The sequence below is a fragment of the Paraburkholderia fungorum genome (genome assembly GCF_902833645.1).
Taxonomy (GTDB): domain Bacteria; phylum Pseudomonadota; class Gammaproteobacteria; order Burkholderiales; family Burkholderiaceae; genus Paraburkholderia; species Paraburkholderia fungorum.
Genome location: NZ_CADFGE010000015.1, coordinates 92,109 through 109,684, shown reverse-complemented (window position 1 = coordinate 109,684; position 17,576 = coordinate 92,109). Strand labels below are relative to the sequence as shown.

Genomic DNA, 17,576 nt, shown 5'->3' with positions numbered 1-17,576 from the left:
CCTGTGCGTTGCCTGTGCATTGCCGAAGTGTTATTTCGAAGCGACCAGTGGCTTCGCACCGTCCCATTGCGTGAACTGGTTGTCCTTGACGACCAGATACACGCTGCGCGCGCCGGCCACGCGGCGTGTCTGCGGATCGAACTGCACCTTGCCGAAGATCAGGCTCGGCACATCCCTGATCTGCTTCAGACCGTCGTGCACCGCCTGACGGGTCACGCCGTAGCGGCGCATGACTTCCGCCGAGACGATCATCGCGTCGTACGCACGCGCGGCGAACGTATCGGGCTCACCGTTGTACTTCGCGCGATAACGCTGCACAAAGTCCTGTACTTCGGGCCGCTTGTCGCCTGGGAAGAAATTCGACTCGGTAAACACGCCGTTTACGGCCTCGCCGCCGAGTTCGAGAAATTTCGGCGAATAGACCGAGCCCACGGCCGCGATCGGCTGCGTCAAACCCGACGAACGCGCCTGGCGCACGATCTGCGCACCGTCCGCGTAGTACGAGATCAGCACGAGCGAATCGGGTTTCGCTTCGTTCACCCGCACCAGCGTCGCGCGAAAATCTTTTTCAGTCGGCTGATAGCCTTCTGCCGCGACGACCTGTGCGCCGTCCTGCGCCGCGGCCTTCGCGAAAATGTCCTTGCTGGTGCGGCCCCAGTCGGTATTCAGATAGAGCACCGCGATGCGCCTGAAGCCGAGTTCCTTCGTTGCGTAGTGCGCGAGCAGCGGTTGCTCCTCAGCCTGGCTGAGCGCGGTGCTCCACATGTAGTCGCCACCCTTCGTGAAGTCCGGGTGCGAATTGGTGAAGCCGAATTGCACGAGTTGTCCGCGCTGATAAATCGGCGAGGCCGCCATCGAAGTCGTGCTTGAGAGATCGCCTAACTCCAGCAGAATGCGCGGGTCGCCGACAAACTTCTGTGCGATCGAGACCGCCTGGCGCGGGTCGCCACGGCTGTCCTCGAAGTCGTAAGCGAGCGGCCGGCCCTTGATGCCGCCCTGGCTGTTGATCTGCTCAAGCGCAAGATCGAAGCCGCGCTTCCACTGCGTGCCGTATTGCGCGTCCTGTCCGGTGAGCGGCCCACTCACACCGATCAGATACGGCTCGCCCGCCGCGGCGCCGGCATGAGCCGGCAAGCTTGCGGTGAGTCCCATTACTGCGGCGAGCACCGGCAGCGTTTTCAGCCAGCGCGACCAGTTGGTTCGCGACGATTTGGATACGTGTTTCATGTTTGCCCCGACTGTCATCTTCAAAGTGAGGCCATGTAACCACGGTGAATTCCGGCAGCCCAACGAAGTTTTGGGAATATGGTTATCACGTCGACGAGCATGCCTCCGCTCGCGCAAGGCAACCCGGCAGACGAGCATTCACTGTCACTCGCCGAGTCGCGCGGGCATCTCATTGACGCAATTGATTTTTCTTCTTTTTGACAGACGCCGTGGGGAAGAAAACTCGAGGCGCCACGCGCTCGCACACCGATTCCCTTCGCATTTTTTCCGCTGTCGATATCGAAATTCATTATATAAATCGCGCATTCAGACGACCCTACAATGCGCAGATCGAATTGCCAGGGCGCGTCATGGAGCTGCATCAACTCGAAGCCTTTTCGGCGGTCATGTCCGCCGGCAGCATCACCGGTGCGGGACGTTTGCTTGAACGCTCGCAGCCGGCCGTCACACGCCAGATTCAGGAGCTCGAAGCGGATCTCGGCTATGCGCTGTTCAATCGCAATGGGCCGCGTGTCACGCCGACGCATCGTGCGTTTCTGCTTTACGAAGAAGTCGAGCGTTCGCTGGTCGGGTTGAAGACCATCGAGCAGCGGGCGCGCGCCATCGGTCTCGGCGAAGCCGAACCGCTGCGTGTAGCGGCCACGCCCGCGCTGGCCGCGTCGATCGTGCCGCCTGCCATCGCGATGCTGCCGCCGCTCGGGCACGCACCGCAATTCCAGTTGCGCAGCCTGTCGGCTGAACACGTCGTGCATGAAGTGCTGACCCGCACCGCGGATATCGGTCTGGTCACATTGCCGATCGGGCATGCGGGACTCGACATCCACTGGATCGCCGAGGCGCCTTGCGTGGCACTGATGCAGAGCGGCGACCCGCTCGCCACGCTGCCGCATATCACGCTGCGCGATCTCGCGAAACGGCGCATCGTCACCGTGGCGAACCGTTTCCGGCTACGGCATCGGATCGACGCAGCGTTCGCGGCCGCGCACATCGCCGCCGACGTATTTCTCGAAACCAATGCATCGCTGAACGCGGTGATGGCCGCTCGCGCGGGCGCCTGCGTCGCAATCGTCGACCCCGCCACCGGACTCGGCCTGCCCATCGAAGGCGTCACGGCGCGGCCGCTCGATTGCGCGATTCCTTTCTTCTTCGGCGCCGTCACGCCGGCGGGCAAACCGCGCCGCGCCGCCGTCGACGCGTTGCTGCAAGCCATCGAACATGCGACCCGCGAACTACTCGACGGCGTGGTTCTCCATCCGCCCCAGCAGCACGACGCACTGCTGCAACGCGAAACGCGTGCCCCTCGTACGCGCACCAAACATCCGGAACACACAGCATGAATCGCCTTGCCGATCTCGAAGCCCGCTTGCGTGAAGATCTGCGCTGGCTGGAATTACCCGCGCCCTCCTGGGTCCCGCCACGTTTCGCCGGTGCCGAACGCGTACTCGATGTCGCGGTGATCGGCGGCGGCATGGCGGGGCTCGCCGCGGCGGCGGAATTGCGCTGGCTGGGCGTCGACAATCTGCGGGTATTCGATCGCGCAGCACCGGGACGCGAAGGTCCGTGGGTATCGTTCGCGCGCATGGAAACGCTGCGCTCGCCCAAGCAGCTCACGGGTCCCGCGCTGCGCATGCCGGCTCTCACATTTCGCGCGTGGTACGAAGCGCAATTCGGCGAACCCGCGTGGGAGGCACTCTACAAGATTCCGCGCACCCAATGGATGGACTATCTGCGCTGGTATCGCGAGGTGCTCGATCTGCCGGTGCAAAACGACACCGCGCTCACCTCGCTGCGTCCGCGCGACGACGGTCTGCTTGAACTCGATCTGCACGATCTCGGGAAAGCAGGCGCACGGCGCACGCTGCTCGCGCGGCATGTCGTGCTCGCCACCGGCCGCGACGGATTGGGCGGCCCATTCGTACCGGTGATCGCCAATACGGTTGCGCGCCGCTACTGGGCGCATTCGGCGGAGGCTATCGATTTCGCTGCGCTGGCCGGCAAACGTGTCGGTGTTGTCGGCGCGGGAGCGTCCGCCTTCGACAACGCCGCGACCGCGCTCGAAGCGGGGGCGGCCGGCGTCGATCTGTTTATCCGCCGCGACGACATTCCACGCGTGAACAAGCTGACCGGCATCGGCAGTCCGGGGCTGGTGCATGGTTTCGCCGATCTCGACGACGCATCGAAGTGGCGCTTTCTGCACTATGCACAGACCGAGCAGACGCCACCGCCGCGAGACAGCGTGCTGCGGGTTTCACGCCATGCCAATGCCCGCTTTCATGTCGGTAGTCCGGTGGCGGCGCTCGACGAACTCGACGGCGCGCTCGTGGTAACAACACCCAAGGGCCGTTACGTGGTGGACTTTCTGATCTTCGCGACCGGCTTTCACTCGGATATCGCCACGCGTACCGAGTTCGCGCCGTTCGCCGGTTTTGTACGGCGTTGGAAAGACCGCTATCGGGCGGACCCGTCGCTGCCTTCGCACGAACTGGCGGAGTCGCCGGATCTCGGCGACGCGTTCGCGTTTCAGGAGCGCGAACCCGGCACCTGTGCGGCGCTGACGCAGATTCATTGCTTCAATCATGCGGCGAGCCTTAGCCATGGAAAGCTGTCCGGCGACATCCCCGCGATCAGCGAAGGCGCGCAGCGCCTCGCACGCGGCATCGCGAGCCGCCTGTTCGACGCGGATCGCGAGCGCCACTACGAGGCGCTGGTCGCCTTCGATAAAGCGGAGTTACAAGGGGATGAATGGACGGATGCGGATGCACCGTCCGGCACTGCGCGCGCTCATCTGCAAGCAGAGCATGCCGCTAACAATCCCGCTGACGATCCCGCCGAAAACACTGATTAACCCGCCGGAGCAGATATGACCGACCTCGCGTCACAGACCCAATCGTCCGCACTTTCAGACGTCGCCGGCACCGCCACCGTCGATACCGTCGACACCCTCGCCGGCCTGCAAGCCGGCAGCCCGCTCGCCGCGCTGCGCCATGCCCGCGACAAGGTCGCGCTGCACACGCAACGCAGCGAAGACGCGCTGCTCGATCCGGCGTTGCCCGATCTGTCGCTGCACGAGCGCTTGTTTGCCGCATGGTATGCCGCCCGTCTCTCGCTGGCCGACGATCTCGCCGACGCCTACGCGGCAAAGCTGATCGCTGCCGGCGCACAGCCGGTCACGCTCGATGCAATCGAAGCGGGTACGCTCGACCCCACCGCCGACGCGCGCCTGATCGCCATCCTTTCTCACGTCAAGCTATTGGTGCTCAGGCCGGTCGAAGCACGCCCCGAGCATCTGCGGACGCTGCAACAAACCGAGATCACGACACGCGGCATCGTCGCGCTGTCCCAACTGATTGCATTCGTCACTTATCAATTGCGCGTGGTAGCGGGCCTGAAGGCATTGCGCGCCGCCCAGGAGGCAGCATGAATCAGGTGAACACCAGTGCATCGCCGCTTGACCGGTTCAACGGCTTTACCTTCGATACGCTTGGCTGGCGCGCATGGCTCGACACGGTCAGCCTCGAGAACGCCACGCCCGAGCAGCTGGCCGTGCTCGATGAAAGCCATCCGCACGCGAAGACCTCCGACTACTATCTCCTGCTGGTCCAGCAGGCGGAAATCCTGCGGCAACGCTCCGGCGTTTTCAACGCGATCATGTATGCACCAGGCGGCTTGCCGCGCGCCGAGCGCGAACTCGCCAGCACCGTGGTCTCGCGCATGAACGGCTGCGTGTATTGCGCTTCGGTGCATGCACAACGATTCGGCCAGCTCGCGAAACGGACCGACGCAATCGAAGAGGTTTTCGAAGACCCGTCGAGCGCCGGCACCACGGCGCGCGAGCGAGCGATCATTCAGTACGCGATCGAACTGACCGATCACCCTGAAAATGTCGACGCAGACGCTATCAGGCGCCTCGAAGCGAATGGCCTGACGCAGGCGGAGATTCTCGACCTGACTCACGCGATCGCGATCTTTGCGTGGGCCAACCGGTTGATGCTCACGCTTGGCGAACCGGTGTTTCCGCAAGCGGGCGCGTGAGGTGCGGGCGCAGCGGCCCACGCCGTCCAGGCGCGACCGCCTGCACGCGCCGAAAAAGCCAAAGGCCGCATTGCGGTATCCTCAGCGGCTCGTTCAGAAGGAGGATGGATTCATGAAGTTTTCGATTTGCGTGGCACTCGCTGCCCTGACGCTGTCCGCCACCGCGTACGCGCAAACCTCGCAAACCTTTCGCTTCGGCGAAGGCCAGAGCACGCTGCCGTCCGGCAATGCCCATCCGGCACCCACGCCGGGCACGCAGGCCCAGCAGCCGCAACCGGTGCAAGCCCAGCAGCAACCGCAGCCCGCTGACCATGCCCCAGCCAAAAGCAACGCCAAGGCCAAGCCGAAGCACAAGGCAAAGCGCCACCGGCATTACCACGGGCATGTGAAACAACCGGACACCTACTCGCACAACTGACCGGCGCAACGCACCACACATCACACGCCGGCCGCCATGCGCCGGCTGCTGCGCGACGAGAATCCGTAGTGCCCGGCCGCGACATGTGGCCGGGCACGCCACGCGAGGCGCGGACCGTGCCGCTCACTTATGCAGGCGCCCATACTGCCTATAGATCGCGGCCATTTTTGACGCGCTTCAAATTCGCGGGCGCGGCGGGCATAGTAAAACGTATTCACAGATTCAGCGGCCACGACAGGAACACGTATGAGCACCACCCGCCCCGCCCCCTCCACACCCCATTCGACCGATTCAGCCGCCCCGACGCCACTGCCCGCCCCATTGATCCGCGACGCCACCGAGGCCGACCTGCCCGCGATCCAGGCGATCTACGCCCACCACGTGTTGACCGGCGTCGCTTCGTTTGAGGAAATTCCGCCTTCCGTCGACGATCTGCGCACACGGCTCGCATCGGTGCGCAGTCATGGGTTGCCGTACATGGTGGCCGAGATCGACGGCGAAGTCGCCGGCTATTGCTACGCGACGCCATACCGGCCGCGCGCCGCGTATCGGAACACGATCGAGGATTCGATCTACGTGAACGACGCGTATCGCGGACGAGGCCTAGGACGCGTGTTATTGCAGGCGCTGATCGAACGCTGCGAAACCGGACCGTGGCGCCAGATGGTCGCCGTGATCGCCGACGGCGGCAGCGGCGGCTCGCTGTCCCTGCATGCGCAACTGGGTTTCGAATTGACCGGCACATTAAAGGCGGTGGGCTTCAAGCATGGCCGCTGGCTCGACACCACGCTGATGCAACGGACCTTGGGGGCCGGCGATTCGACCGCGCCGGACGACATCGCGCAGGAACGCGGCTAAAGCCCGGCCGCTGGTTTCAATTCGTCCCTCAAGGTCAGGGCCGCTTGCGCAGCACCGCGGTGTAAGTCACCGGCCCGTCGTCCAACGGCACGCCCAGGCATTCCGGCATTTCACGTTCCGTCAGTGTCCTGAACGCCGATGAAGATTCATATCGCGACGCACCGCGCCGGGAGCCATGCAAATCATCGCGTTGCCAGCCGGACTCGCCGCCAAACTCGCCGCCGGGTTGGCCACCGCGTTAAAATCCCTCCATGCCCAATACGCCGCCCCCCTTTCCGCCCTTGCCCGACGCCTCGAGCGTCCCGCCAGGCGCCGCGCCGCGCAACGAATACACGGTCGACGAACTCGCACGCGTCACCGACACCACGGTGCGCAACGTGCGCGCCTATCAGGACCGCGGCCTGCTTGCGCCACCGGAAAAGCGCGGCCGCGTCGGCGTATATGACGACACGCATGTGTCGCGTCTGAAGCTAATCAACCATCTGCTCACGCGCGGCTACACGCTCGCGAACATTCAGGATCTGATCATGGCGGTGGACGAAGGCCACGATCTGCGTTCGATCCTCGGCCTTGAAACCGCGATCGGCGGACGCTGGTCGCGCGAACGGCCAAAGAAATACTCGCTGCTCGAACTGCTGCAGATGTTCGGCGACAAAGCCTCGCCGAGCGCGCTTGGCAAAGCGGTCGATCTCGGTTTGCTGGAGCGCGACGGCCTCTCCTTCGTGTCCGGCAACCCCACCGCGCTGGCCGCCGGCGCGACCATGGCCAAGGAAGGCATTCCGCTCGCCGACCTGCTCGACGCCGTGGGCGTCGCCCGGCCGCATTTTCAGGCGGTCGCCAAGGCACTGGTCGACCTGGTGGTCCGCCAGCTGGACCGCTACGACGCCGACGCGCTGCCGCCGCCTGCCGACGTGCCCGCGCTCGTCGACGCAATCTGGCGGGTGCGGCCGCTGGCGATGGTGCTGGTCGAAAGCGAAATGAACCGCGCGCTGGAAGAGGCTTCCGGCGATTACCTCGGCGACCGCGTCGCGGCGATCATGGAAAAGAAGCTCGGTCATCCGGCCGAAGCCACCGCGGCGAAGAAAGATAAATCCAGAAAATAGTCACTCCGCGTTCGCGCGCGCGTCATATTCAAATCTGCATTGCTTCGTTTGATCGGCGGGATGTCCGTGCGACGATCTTCGATCGATCGAACGCAATGGAGATTCGCAGGATGGCCCGTCATACCCGTATTTCGCTTCACATCGCCGCCACCTTGCTGGCGGCGCTCGCCACCTTGAGCGCGAACGCGCAGAGCAGCAACGGCAAGGCTAACGAGCCGGCCAACGTGCTGCGCATTGGTTATCAGAAGTCGGGCCTGCTCGCGATCCTCAAGGCGCAAGGCTCACTCGACGAAAAGCTCAAACCGCTCGGCTACAGCATCAAGTGGTTCGAATTTCCGGCCGGCCCGCAATTGCTCGAAGCGCTGAACGCGAACAGCGTCGACTTCGGCTATACCGGCGCGCCGCCGCCCGTGTTCGCGCAGGCCGGCGGCGTGCGCTTCGTGTACGTCGGCGCGGAGCCCTCGGGGCGTCATGCCGAAGCGATTCTGGTCCGAGGCGATTCGACGCTGCACAGCGTGGCGGAACTGAAGGGCAAGCGTGTCGCGTTGCAGAAGGGTTCGAGTTCCAACTACCTGCTACTCGAGGCACTGAAGAAAGCCGGCCTGCGTTACGAAGACGTTCGCCCGGTCTACCTCGCCCCCGCCGACGCGCGCGCCGCCTTCGAAAGCGGCACGGTCGACGCATGGGCGATCTGGGACCCTTATTACGCCTCCGCACAACAGACGCTGAAGGCACGCGCGCTGGTCGATTACTCGGAGCTCAATAGTCCCTATAACTTCTATGAAGCCACGAGCGAGTTCGCCCAGCAGCATCCCGACGTGATCCGCGCGATTCTCGGCCAACTTCGCGTCACCGGCCTGTGGGTCAACGACCATCCAGTGGAAACCGCCGCGCTGATCGCACCGAAGGTCGGTCTGGATCAGAAGCTGGTCGAAACCTGGGTGCGCCGCTATCCGTACGGCACCACCGCCGTGACCGACGAAATCGTGCGCTCGCAGCAGATCGTCGCCGACGCGTTCTACGGCGCGCATCTGATTCCGCAAAAAATCACCGTGAAGGACAATGTCTGGCAAAACCGCGAGGTGGCAGCCAGTCTGGCGGGCAAGTAGGCACTGGCGGTCTGAAAGGACAAAGGGCGCTCGAGCCTTACGCCACGGCCTTCTCCGCTCCATAGAGTTTCCCGTCTAACCCGTTGCTTGCGTCATCCGTTGACAGCCTCTATTGTTACATCAACCAATGTAACAGTTAAGAGCGAATAAAAGGAGACGGATCGGATGAACGCACGCATGATGCCCCTCGACGACGCGGCGCCCACTGCATCCGCGCCCATCGAAACCGATATCGCCATCATCGGCTCGGGCTTTGCCGGCCTGGGCATGGCGATCCGGTTGCGCCAGGCCGGCATGACCGATTTCATCGTCGCGGAAAAGGCCGAGTCGGTGGGCGGCACCTGGCGTGACAACCACTACCCCGGTTGCGCTTGCGACGTGCAATCCCACGTCTATTCGTTCTCCTTCGCCCCGAATCCGCGCTGGACCCGCATGTTCGCGCGTCAGCCGGAAATTCGCGCGTATCTGGAAGCGTGCACGCAACGGTTCGGCATTCAGCGTCATCTGCGCTTCGGGCATGAACTTGCCTCCGCGATCTACGACGAAACCCGCCACCGCTGGCAACTGATGTTCGCAAACGGCCAGCGCTGGTCCGCCCGCGTGCTGATTTCGGGAATGGGCGGACTCTCGCGCGCGGCCATTCCGAACATTCCGGGCATCGAGACATTCAAGGGTAAAGCGTTCCATTCCCAGCACTGGGACCATACGTATCCGCTCGAAGGCAAACGCGTCGCGGTGATCGGCACCGGCGCGAGCGCGATCCAGTTCGTGCCGCAGATCGCGCCGCGCGTCTCGCATCTGAACCTGTTCCAGCGCACGCCACCGTGGATCATGCCGAAGGCCGACCGCGCGGTGAAGCCGTTCGAGCAGTGGCTGTTCAGGCATCTACCGTTCACGCAGAAGATCATGCGTTCGGCGCTCTACTGCATGCTCGAATCGCGCGCTTTCGGCTTCGCGATTCATCCTTCGCTGATGAAGACCGCACAGAAAGTCGCTGAGCGGCACTTGCGCCGCCAGGTGCCCGATCCGCAACTGCGCGCCACGCTCACACCGAACTACACGATGGGCTGCAAGCGTATCCTGATCTCGAACGACTACTTCCCCGCGCTGTCGCGCCAGAACGTGTCCGTGACAACCACCGGCATTGCCCGCATAGAAGAAGACGCGGTGATCACGACCGACGGCGCGCGCCATCCGGCCGACTGCCTGATCTTCGGCACCGGCTTTCAGGTGGCCGATCCGTTCCCGGCCGGCGTGGTGCGTGGCCGTGGCGGCATCGATATCGTCGACACATGGCGCGATGGCGCACATGCGTATCTCGGTACGACGCTGCCTGGTTATCCGAACTTCTTCATGATCGTCGGCCCGAACACCGGCCTCGGCCACAACTCGATGGTGTTCATGATCGAATCGCAAGTCGAATACGTGCTGCGCGCGCTGAAGACGATGAACACAGAGCGCGCCGCCGCGATCGAAGTGCGCCCCCATGTCGAGCGCGCCTACAACGAGAAGATCCAGCAGAAACTCGGCCGCGCGATCTGGTCGACGGGCGGTTGCAAGAGCTGGTATCTCGATCCGAAGACCGGCAAGAACACCACGCTGTGGCCAGGATTCGCCTACAAATTCCGCCAGGCAACCCGCACCTTCAGCATGGACGACTACCTCGCGTATTCGCCCGCGGCGCAGCCGCTGGGCGGACACCCGAGCTCGCAGCCGCAGCCCGTGCATGCGCACGGCAATGCGGCGGCGACGTCGGCGGAAGCAACCTGAAAAACGATAACGACAAGGCACCGTTCAGAGAGGACAGGAGATAAGCCAATGAAGAACTTCACCGACAGAGTAGCCGCCATCACCGGCGCGGGCTCGGGTATGGGCCGTTCGCTCGCGATTCAGTTGGCGCGCGAAGGCTGCCACCTCGCGCTGGCCGACCGCAATGCCACGAGCCTCGCCGAAACCGCGCAACTCGCGCAGGCCGCTGCACCACATGTGGTCGGCTCGCCGCTGCGCATCACCACGCGCGTGCTCGACGTGTCGGACCGCGCCGCGATGTTCGACTGGGCCGCCGAAACGGCCGCGCAGCATCAGCGTGTGAACCTCGTGTTCAATAACGCGGGCGTGGCGCTGTCGAGCACCATCGAAGGCATGGAGTACGCCGACCTGGAGTGGATCGTCGGCATCAATTTCTGGGGCGTGGTGCACGGCACGAAAGCGTTTCTGCCGTATATCAAGGCGTCGGGCGCGGGGCACATCGTCAATACGTCGAGCGTATTCGGCCTGTTCTCGCAGCCCGGCATGAGCGGCTACAACGCGACCAAATTCGCCGTGCGCGGCTTTACGGAAGCATTGCGCCAGGAACTCGATCTGATGAAGTGCGGCGTATCGGCGACCTGCGTGCACCCGGGCGGCATTCGCACGAGCATCGCGCAGTCGAGCCGGATCTCGTCGAACATGGTCGGCTTCATGCTGGAAAACGAACAGCAAGGCAAGGACGACTTTGAGAAGTTTTTCATCACCACCGCCGACGAAGCCGCACGCGTGATTCTCGACGGCGTGCGCAAGAACAAGCGGCGCGTGCTGATCGGCCGCGACGCGCGCGCCGCCGACTGGCTCGCGCGTACGTTGCCGGCGGCCTACCAGGCGCTGGTCGTGATGCAGACGCGCCGCATGAAGCGCATTGCGGAAAAGCGCGCGCGCCGCGCCGCGCAAATGGACGGGCGGCGTGCCTGATGCGCAGGCCGTCATCTCACACCATGCAGACCGTCCGATCAGCACATTCAGCACATTCAGCAGCATATAAAGGATCACAAGGAGAAAGGCCATGATGCCGGTTCGCCGCGACCTCCGTTTCAATTTACCGCAGGAACGTGCCTGCGATTGGCACGTGCAGGGCTCGCACGTAACCCACTTCTTCAACGCGCTTTCACTGCTGTTCCCGGCCGGTGAGCGCTTTTTCATGGACAGCGTGCGCAACTACCGCGACCAGATCGACGACCCCGTGCTGAAGAAGCAGGTGCTCGGCTTCATCGGTCAGGAAGCGATGCATACGCGCGAACACATCGAATACAACGATCTGCTGCAGGAAGCCGGCTTACCCGCGCATAAGCTCGACAAGCGCCTGTGGGCGATTCTCAACTTCGGCCGCAAGATCCTGCCGCATTCGTATCAACTCGCGGTCACGGTCTGCCTCGAACACTACACCGCGATGCTGGCGGGCCTGCTGCTGGAGGATGCATCGCGTATCGGCGGGTCGGTCGAAGGCTATACGCAGATGTGGACGTGGCATGCGCTCGAAGAAACCGAACACAAGTCGGTTTCCTACGACGTGTGGAATACGGTGCTGAAGCCCGGCCTCGGTCGCTACCTGCTGCGCACCGGCACGATGCTCGCCACCACGCTGACCTTCTGGCTGATCGTGTTCGACTACCACGTGCGCCTGCTGATCGCCGATCGCAAACGCGGCGGCCATATCCGCGGCATGTGGCGCGTCGTGAAGTATCTGTACGGTCCGCGCCACGGCGTGTTTCCGCGTATTGCCGGGGAGTGGCTGAGCTTTTTCCGGCCAGGCTTCCATCCGTGGGATCACGACAATCGTGCGCAGCTATCGCGCATCGACGGCCTCGTGGCCGCGGTTGACGCCACCAACGCGGCCACGCCAAGCGCCCGCAAAGCCGCCCGGCGCGGCGTGCAGGCGGCCGCGTGATACGCGACACGCTGTCGGTCGAAGCCGGCGACGTGCGGCTCGCGGTGTACGTGAGCGGACCGCGCGACGCACCGCCGCTCGTGCTGGTGCACGGTTATCCGGATTCGGCCGCGGTGTGGGAACCGGTGCGCGCGCAACTCGACGCGCGCTACCGTGTCATCAGCTACGACGTGCGCGGGGCCGGCGCTTCCGGTGCGCCAGAAGCGCGCGCGGCTTACCGGCTCGAGCGGCTCGCCGCCGATCTCGCGGCTGTAGCCGATGCAACCTGCGGCACACGGCCGTTTCACCTGGTCGGTCACGACTGGGGGTCGATTCAAAGCTGGGAAGCCGTCACCGACCCGGCCTTCAAAGGCCGCATTGCGTCGTATACGTCGATCTCCGGACCGTGCCTCGACCATGCGTCGTTCGGCTTACGCGGCGCGAGTTCAGCCGCCGGCGTTGAGCGTGCGGAACAGCCCGGAGTCCATCAGACAACAAAGCGCCCATTTGGCAGCAGTCTTCGGCAAACGCTCAAGTCCTGGTACATCTTTTTCTTTCACCTGCCGTTGCTGCCGGAGTTGGTGTGGCGTACGGGCGGCGCACGCATGTGGCCGTTATGGCTGCGCGTGACGGAACGGGTGCGCCCCGAGCGGGACCCCGCGCAAATGCGCAACGCCATCAACGGCCTGAATCTCTACCGCGCCAATTTCATCGACAGGCTGCTGCATCCACGTGCACGCCATGCACATGCGCCCGTGCAATTCATCGTGCCGCTGCGCGATCGCTACGTCGGGCCCGAGCTCTCCGTGGGGCTCGAAGGCTGGCTCGGTGCATACGGCCGCACCGAAATCGATGCCGGTCATTGGGTGGTACTGCGCGAGCCCGAACGCATCGCGGCAGGCATCGAGCGCTTCGTGGAACTGCACCAGGTCCAGCGTCCATCGGAAGGCGGCGGTCCCGACACCTCGACGCAGGTCAACGCTCGCGCGGCAGGCGTGTAAATAGCGTCGGATAGTCGATCACGAGGCCGTCTTCATCCACCGTCAGGTCCGCGGTGAAATTGCGGAAGATGCCTTCGTAGCGATACACCCGATTCAACTCGATGCACGAATACGCCTGTTCGGCACGCGTGACCTGCAAATCCGGCGTCGAAATATAGGCGACGGAAATCGGCTTGCGCTCGCCTTCGGCCAGTTGCAGACGGCGGATCGGCAAGGTATTCGTATAGGGCGTGGCGGCGATATCGATATCGATGCACCCTTCAATCGCCTTCAGCACGTGGCCATCTCCATCGCGCCAATGGCCGGCACCGTCGCCGTGCAATTCCAGCTCGGCGCCGCCGACGATCTTCAGCCACGCATAGGTCGTACGCCATTGCTCGTCGCTGCGTACCTTGTAGTGCAGGCCGTACGCTTTGCCGTAGCGCTGCCCGACCAGGACGCTTTCCACTGCGAAGCCGTCCGCGCGCGCCTCGAACGCAAGATGTTCGAAACCGTCGCCCTCTTCCGATGCCCACCGTAGTTCACGCATCAGTCAGTCTCCTTCTGGAACGAAATGAACCGGAACGGCATGCGCGCCGGATTCTTATCCTAGCGCGAAAGCTTTCGGTTCGCCGAACGCGCAATTTTCCAGCTCATGGCGCCATGCAGCATACGTGTCGCAAATAGCCACTATCAACATCTGACGATGCCTGATGTGAGGCAAGTGGCCTATGCTCGCGGTTCACCGTCAACCTGGCCCGCCGCGCGCGTCTGAACCGCACGCGGCAGCGTCACGCCGCCTCGAATTCGCCGCCCCTGATCATGCTCGCCCCTGCAACCGAAGCACAATCCGCCGCCATGCGCACCCTGTTGCGCAGTTTCGGCCAGATCGTGCTGCAGCCGAACGCGTTCACCGGCGCGTGCCTGCTCGCCGCATGGCTGCTATGCGATCCGCGCCTCGCCTGCGCGGCGTTGATGGGCGCAGTCGCGGCCAACGTCAGCGCGGTGTTGGCCGGATCTCCGGAAGACGACACGCAGGCCGGTCTGCACGGCTTTAATGGTGCGCTGGCCGGTCTCGCCGCATTCAGTTTCATCGCCGCCAACGCGACCGCCGCCGCTGTGGCGATTCTGGCCGCGACAGGGGCTGCGTGGCTGCTGGAACCGTGGTCGCGCTGGCTGCGTGCGCGTGGGCTCGGCTATTTCTCCAGCCCCTGTTTGATCGTCACATGGCTCTGGTTGCCGCTGGCGACACGCGTCACGCAGCAAACGCTCTCCCTTACAGAGCACGCACCTCGGGCGGCGCAATTGAGCAGCGGCGTACTCGCCGGATTCGCGCAAACCGGTTTTGCGTCTGGCGCGCTGCCGGGCTTGCTCGTGTTGATCGGCATTGCGGCTGCTTCAAGACGGCATGCGTTGTGGGCGCTGGCCGGCGCGGCCCTAGCAAGCGCCGCGCATCTGTTGCTCGGCGCGAGCCCGGGCTCGTTCGACGCCGGCCTGTTAGGATTCAATGGCGTGCTGACGGCGATCGCGCTGGCCGATTCCGGCATCGCGGCGACGCTTGGGGGCGTGATGCTTTCCGTGGCGCTGCAAATGACTGCCACCTACTATGCGTTGCCGGCCATGACTGCGCCGTTCGTACTCGCGACGTGGAGCATGCAGTGGCTCGCTGGCCGATTCGCGCATGCCGCGGCAGTGTCCGAACCGGCCGCGCATGGCGGAACCGGACGGCGTGTCACGTCGCCGGCTTCGGCCGGAACGTCGTCTGCATCGGTCAGACGCGCGGGTTAGGCGCAACCGCAGCCCGAACCCACCAGGCAATCTCAGGAGACACACATGTCGTTCACCCATACGCCCACCGGCCGTGTCACCGAGGCAGGGCCGAGGTCCGAAGCCGAACAGCAGACCCGCGTCGACCTGGCCGCCGCCTACCGCCTCGCGGCGCTCAACGGCTGGGACGATCTGGTCTACACGCATATCTCGGCCAGCGTTCCCGGCGAACCGGGCCACTTCCTGATCAATCCGTTCGGTCTCGCGTTCGACGAAGTGTGCGCGTCAAACCTGGTGAAGATCGATATCGAAGGCAACGTCGTGGGCGCGAGCGAACATCCGGTCAACGCCACCGGTTTTGCGCTGCACGCCGCCGTGCATGCGGCCCGCGCCGACGCGTTCTGCGTGATGCACTTGCACAATACCGCGGGCGTGGCGGTTTCCGCTCAACCGGCCGGATTGCTGCCGGCGTCGCAGCACGCACTGCGCTTTTACGGCCACCTCGCGTATCACGATTACGAAGGCCTCGCCTTTACGCCGGCCGAGGGCGAACGACTCGTCGCGCATCTCGCCGACAAACCTGCCATGCTGTTGCGCAATCACGGCACGCTCACCGCCGGCCGCACGATTGCCGAAGCTTATGTGTTGATGGCGACGCTGATCAAGGCTTGCGAAATCCAGTTGCAGGCACAGGCGTGCGGCAGCGAACTCGTCGTGCCGAGCGATGCCGTAGCCGCTCGCACAGCCGAGCAACTGTTTGACGGCGGCGCAATCGAAGGCGCGCTGGAATGGCCCGCCTTGCTACGCAAGCTCGACCGGCTCGATCGCACGTACCGGGACTAGATTCATTTTTCAACGCTACGCTATTCACCACGGAGTCACGCAATGCCCACGTTTCATATCGAACTCTTCGAAGGCCGCTCGCTGGAACAGAAACGTCAGTTCGTCGAAGCCATTACCAAGGCGACTTGCGAATCGCTCGGCGTCGAACCGAACTCAGTGGATATCATTCTGACCGACGTCAAGCGCGAGAACTGGGCAACAGGTGGGCGTTTGTGGTCCGAAGCGGACGCATGAGGCAAGTGAAAATGCTGCGCGTATTGCACGCGCAGCAGGTCTTTCCGGCGACGCGTATTCGACTCGCGTCGCTGTGGCGGCATCAGCAGACGCCGCCACGCCACCAGACCGATCAGAACCGGTGGATGATGCCTACGCCTGCCGCAAACTGGCTGCGCGACGAGGACGGTGCGCCGTTCTGACCGTCGCCGATGTCGGCCGTTGCGTTGATGATGCTCGTGGACGTACCGGCCTTGTTTGGAGCCAGAGTCTGGCCACCCGCACGTTGGTAAGCTTCCAGCGCGTACAGGCCGGTCCGCTTTGAGAGGCTGTAGTACTGCGAGAGATTGAACTGCTGATAGCTCGCCGCGCTCGTGATGCCATTCGCCTGCGTTGCGCGCGTGTAGCTATAGCCGGCGGCCAGGTCCAGCGCCGTCAGCGGCTTGTAGTGCAGCACAGCGCCAGCCGTATTGAAGATCGCCTCGTTGTGGAACGCCGAATTCACGCCCGGGACGTATTGCACGTTCGAGTACGAGAACGAGATGTCCCATTGCGAGCTGAACGCATAGCCGCCCGTCACCGCCACGCGCTGCTGCGCCTGCGCCGTCTGGTAGCCGTTGTTGATACCCGACACAGCCGTCTGCGCGCCGGCATTCGAGGTCGTGGAATCAGCCCCCCACGCGCCGCCGCCCAGCGTCGAGTTGTTGATGCGCTGATAGCCCGCCGCGATCCCGAACGGACCGTTCAGGTACTGAACCGCCGCGCTGATCGTCGAGCCGGCATTGGTCCTGCCTGCCACGCCGCCCAGCGAATACGAACCGCTCACCGTCAGGCCATGCATGCTCGGCGAGGTGTACACCAGCGAGTTATTCGCGCGGTACAGCGTATCCAGCGAATCGATATCGCCCGGGTGTGCGCCGTAAGCGCCCGTCAGCCACGTGGTCGGGCTATACGGCGACAGCAACGTGTAGTACGAGGTGTACTGGCGGCCTGCCGTCAGCGTACCGTAGCTGGCATTGGTCACGCCGACATACGCCTGACGGTTGAACGCCAGGCCGGAAACGGACTGCGCGCCGGTTGCACTGTTAAAGCCTTCTTCCAACTGGAAGATCGCCTTCGTGCCACCACCCAGATCTTCGCCGCCCTTCAGGCCGAAGCGGCTGCCCGCCCAGATGCCGTTCACCATCTTGATCACCGAGCGGCCGCCCGACGTCGAACCGAGCGACGTCTGGCTGCTCTGATAGCCGATCCCCGTATCGACGATACCGTACAACGTCACGCTGCTCTGAGCGTGCGCGCCGAGGGCGACCAACCCAAGGGCCGAGGTTGCGATTGCCTTTTTCATTT

At 63.9% G+C, this 17,576-nt stretch carries 18 protein-coding genes; 15 read left to right on the top strand and 3 right to left on the bottom strand.

The window, feature by feature from the left end:
* Nucleotides 1–30: 30 nt before the first annotated feature.
* Nucleotides 31–1,227: an ABC transporter substrate-binding protein gene (locus HWX91_RS34350; protein ID WP_028197329.1), complete on the bottom strand. Its 1,197-nt coding sequence runs from the start codon at nucleotides 1,225–1,227 to the stop codon at nucleotides 31–33.
* 350 nt (nucleotides 1,228–1,577) lie between these two features.
* Between HWX91_RS34350 and HWX91_RS34345 the strand changes: the two genes are divergently transcribed.
* The 12 genes from HWX91_RS34345 to HWX91_RS34290 all read left to right on the top strand — a co-directional run bounded on the left by HWX91_RS34345 (nucleotide 1,578) and on the right by HWX91_RS34290 (nucleotide 13,427).
* Nucleotides 1,578–2,564, top strand: coding sequence for a LysR family transcriptional regulator (locus HWX91_RS34345; RefSeq protein WP_028197330.1), 987 nt, complete (start codon nucleotides 1,578–1,580; stop codon nucleotides 2,562–2,564).
* On the top strand, nucleotides 2,561–4,072 hold the full coding sequence (locus HWX91_RS34340) for an NAD(P)-binding domain-containing protein (protein ID WP_081833101.1): 1,512 nt from the start codon (nucleotides 2,561–2,563) through the stop codon (nucleotides 4,070–4,072). Before HWX91_RS34345 ends, HWX91_RS34340 begins: the two co-directional genes overlap by 4 nt.
* 15 nt (nucleotides 4,073–4,087) lie before the next feature.
* Entirely contained in the window at nucleotides 4,088–4,648 is a 561-nt protein-coding gene (locus tag HWX91_RS34335; protein WP_028197331.1) for a CMD domain protein, read from the top strand.
* The gene (locus HWX91_RS34330) at nucleotides 4,645–5,259 is read left to right on the top strand and encodes a peroxidase-related enzyme (RefSeq protein ID WP_042275352.1); all 615 of its coding nucleotides are present in this window, start codon (nucleotides 4,645–4,647) and stop codon (nucleotides 5,257–5,259) included. The genes HWX91_RS34335 and HWX91_RS34330 overlap by 4 nt, the downstream gene beginning before the upstream one ends.
* A 112-nt stretch (nucleotides 5,260–5,371) precedes the next feature.
* The gene (locus HWX91_RS34325; protein WP_028197333.1) at nucleotides 5,372–5,677 is read left to right on the top strand and encodes a hypothetical protein; all 306 of its coding nucleotides are present in this window, start codon (nucleotides 5,372–5,374) and stop codon (nucleotides 5,675–5,677) included.
* Between the two features lie 246 nt (nucleotides 5,678–5,923).
* Entirely contained in the window at nucleotides 5,924–6,535 is a 612-nt protein-coding gene (locus tag HWX91_RS34320; protein WP_028197334.1) for a GNAT family N-acetyltransferase, read from the top strand.
* A 251-nt stretch (nucleotides 6,536–6,786) separates the two neighbouring features.
* On the top strand, nucleotides 6,787–7,638 hold the full coding sequence (locus tag HWX91_RS34315) for a MerR family transcriptional regulator (RefSeq protein WP_028197335.1): 852 nt from the start codon (nucleotides 6,787–6,789) through the stop codon (nucleotides 7,636–7,638).
* Nucleotides 7,639–7,748: 110 nt separating this feature from the next.
* Nucleotides 7,749–8,747 carry a sulfonate ABC transporter substrate-binding protein gene (locus HWX91_RS34310; protein ID WP_030100831.1) on the top strand — a complete coding sequence of 333 codons (999 nt, stop codon included), beginning with the start codon at nucleotides 7,749–7,751 and terminating at the stop codon, nucleotides 8,745–8,747.
* Nucleotides 8,748–8,912: 165 nt separating this feature from the next.
* Nucleotides 8,913–10,517: a flavin-containing monooxygenase gene (locus tag HWX91_RS34305; protein WP_028197337.1), complete on the top strand. Its 1,605-nt coding sequence runs from the start codon at nucleotides 8,913–8,915 to the stop codon at nucleotides 10,515–10,517.
* 48 nt (nucleotides 10,518–10,565) lie between these two features.
* Complete coding sequence (locus HWX91_RS34300; protein WP_028197338.1) at nucleotides 10,566–11,474, top strand: SDR family NAD(P)-dependent oxidoreductase; 909 nt, start codon at nucleotides 10,566–10,568, stop codon at nucleotides 11,472–11,474.
* 91 nt (nucleotides 11,475–11,565) lie between these two features.
* Nucleotides 11,566–12,447, top strand: coding sequence for a metal-dependent hydrolase (locus HWX91_RS34295; RefSeq protein ID WP_028197339.1), 882 nt, complete (start codon nucleotides 11,566–11,568; stop codon nucleotides 12,445–12,447).
* Nucleotides 12,444–13,427: an alpha/beta fold hydrolase gene (locus tag HWX91_RS34290; RefSeq protein WP_028197340.1), complete on the top strand. Its 984-nt coding sequence runs from the start codon at nucleotides 12,444–12,446 to the stop codon at nucleotides 13,425–13,427. The genes HWX91_RS34295 and HWX91_RS34290 overlap by 4 nt, the downstream gene beginning before the upstream one ends.
* Here the strand turns inward: HWX91_RS34290 and HWX91_RS34285 are convergent.
* Nucleotides 13,402–13,956, bottom strand: coding sequence for a putative glycolipid-binding domain-containing protein (locus HWX91_RS34285; protein ID WP_028197341.1), 555 nt, complete (start codon nucleotides 13,954–13,956; stop codon nucleotides 13,402–13,404). The genes HWX91_RS34290 and HWX91_RS34285 overlap by 26 nt on opposite strands.
* Nucleotides 13,957–14,228: 272 nt before the next feature.
* Here HWX91_RS34285 and HWX91_RS34280 point away from each other — a divergent pair, with 272 nt between their 5' ends.
* From HWX91_RS34280 to HWX91_RS34270, 3 genes are read left to right on the top strand one after another with little or no spacing between them, the layout of a single operon-like run.
* Nucleotides 14,229–15,194, top strand: a complete 966-nt coding sequence (locus HWX91_RS34280) for an urea transporter (protein WP_042275356.1) — start codon at nucleotides 14,229–14,231, stop codon at nucleotides 15,192–15,194.
* Between the two features lie 45 nt (nucleotides 15,195–15,239).
* Complete coding sequence (locus HWX91_RS34275; protein WP_028197342.1) at nucleotides 15,240–16,016, top strand: class II aldolase/adducin family protein; 777 nt, start codon at nucleotides 15,240–15,242, stop codon at nucleotides 16,014–16,016.
* On the top strand, nucleotides 16,017–16,250 hold the full coding sequence (locus tag HWX91_RS34270; RefSeq protein WP_255246789.1) for a 4-oxalocrotonate tautomerase: 234 nt from the start codon (nucleotides 16,017–16,019) through the stop codon (nucleotides 16,248–16,250).
* 112 nt (nucleotides 16,251–16,362) lie between these two features.
* Here HWX91_RS34270 and HWX91_RS34265 read toward each other — a convergent pair whose 3' ends face one another.
* A complete protein-coding gene (locus HWX91_RS34265) occupies nucleotides 16,363–17,574 on the bottom strand; it encodes a porin (RefSeq protein WP_028197344.1) in 1,212 nt (403 codons plus the stop codon).
* Nucleotides 17,575–17,576 lie beyond the last annotated feature (2 nt).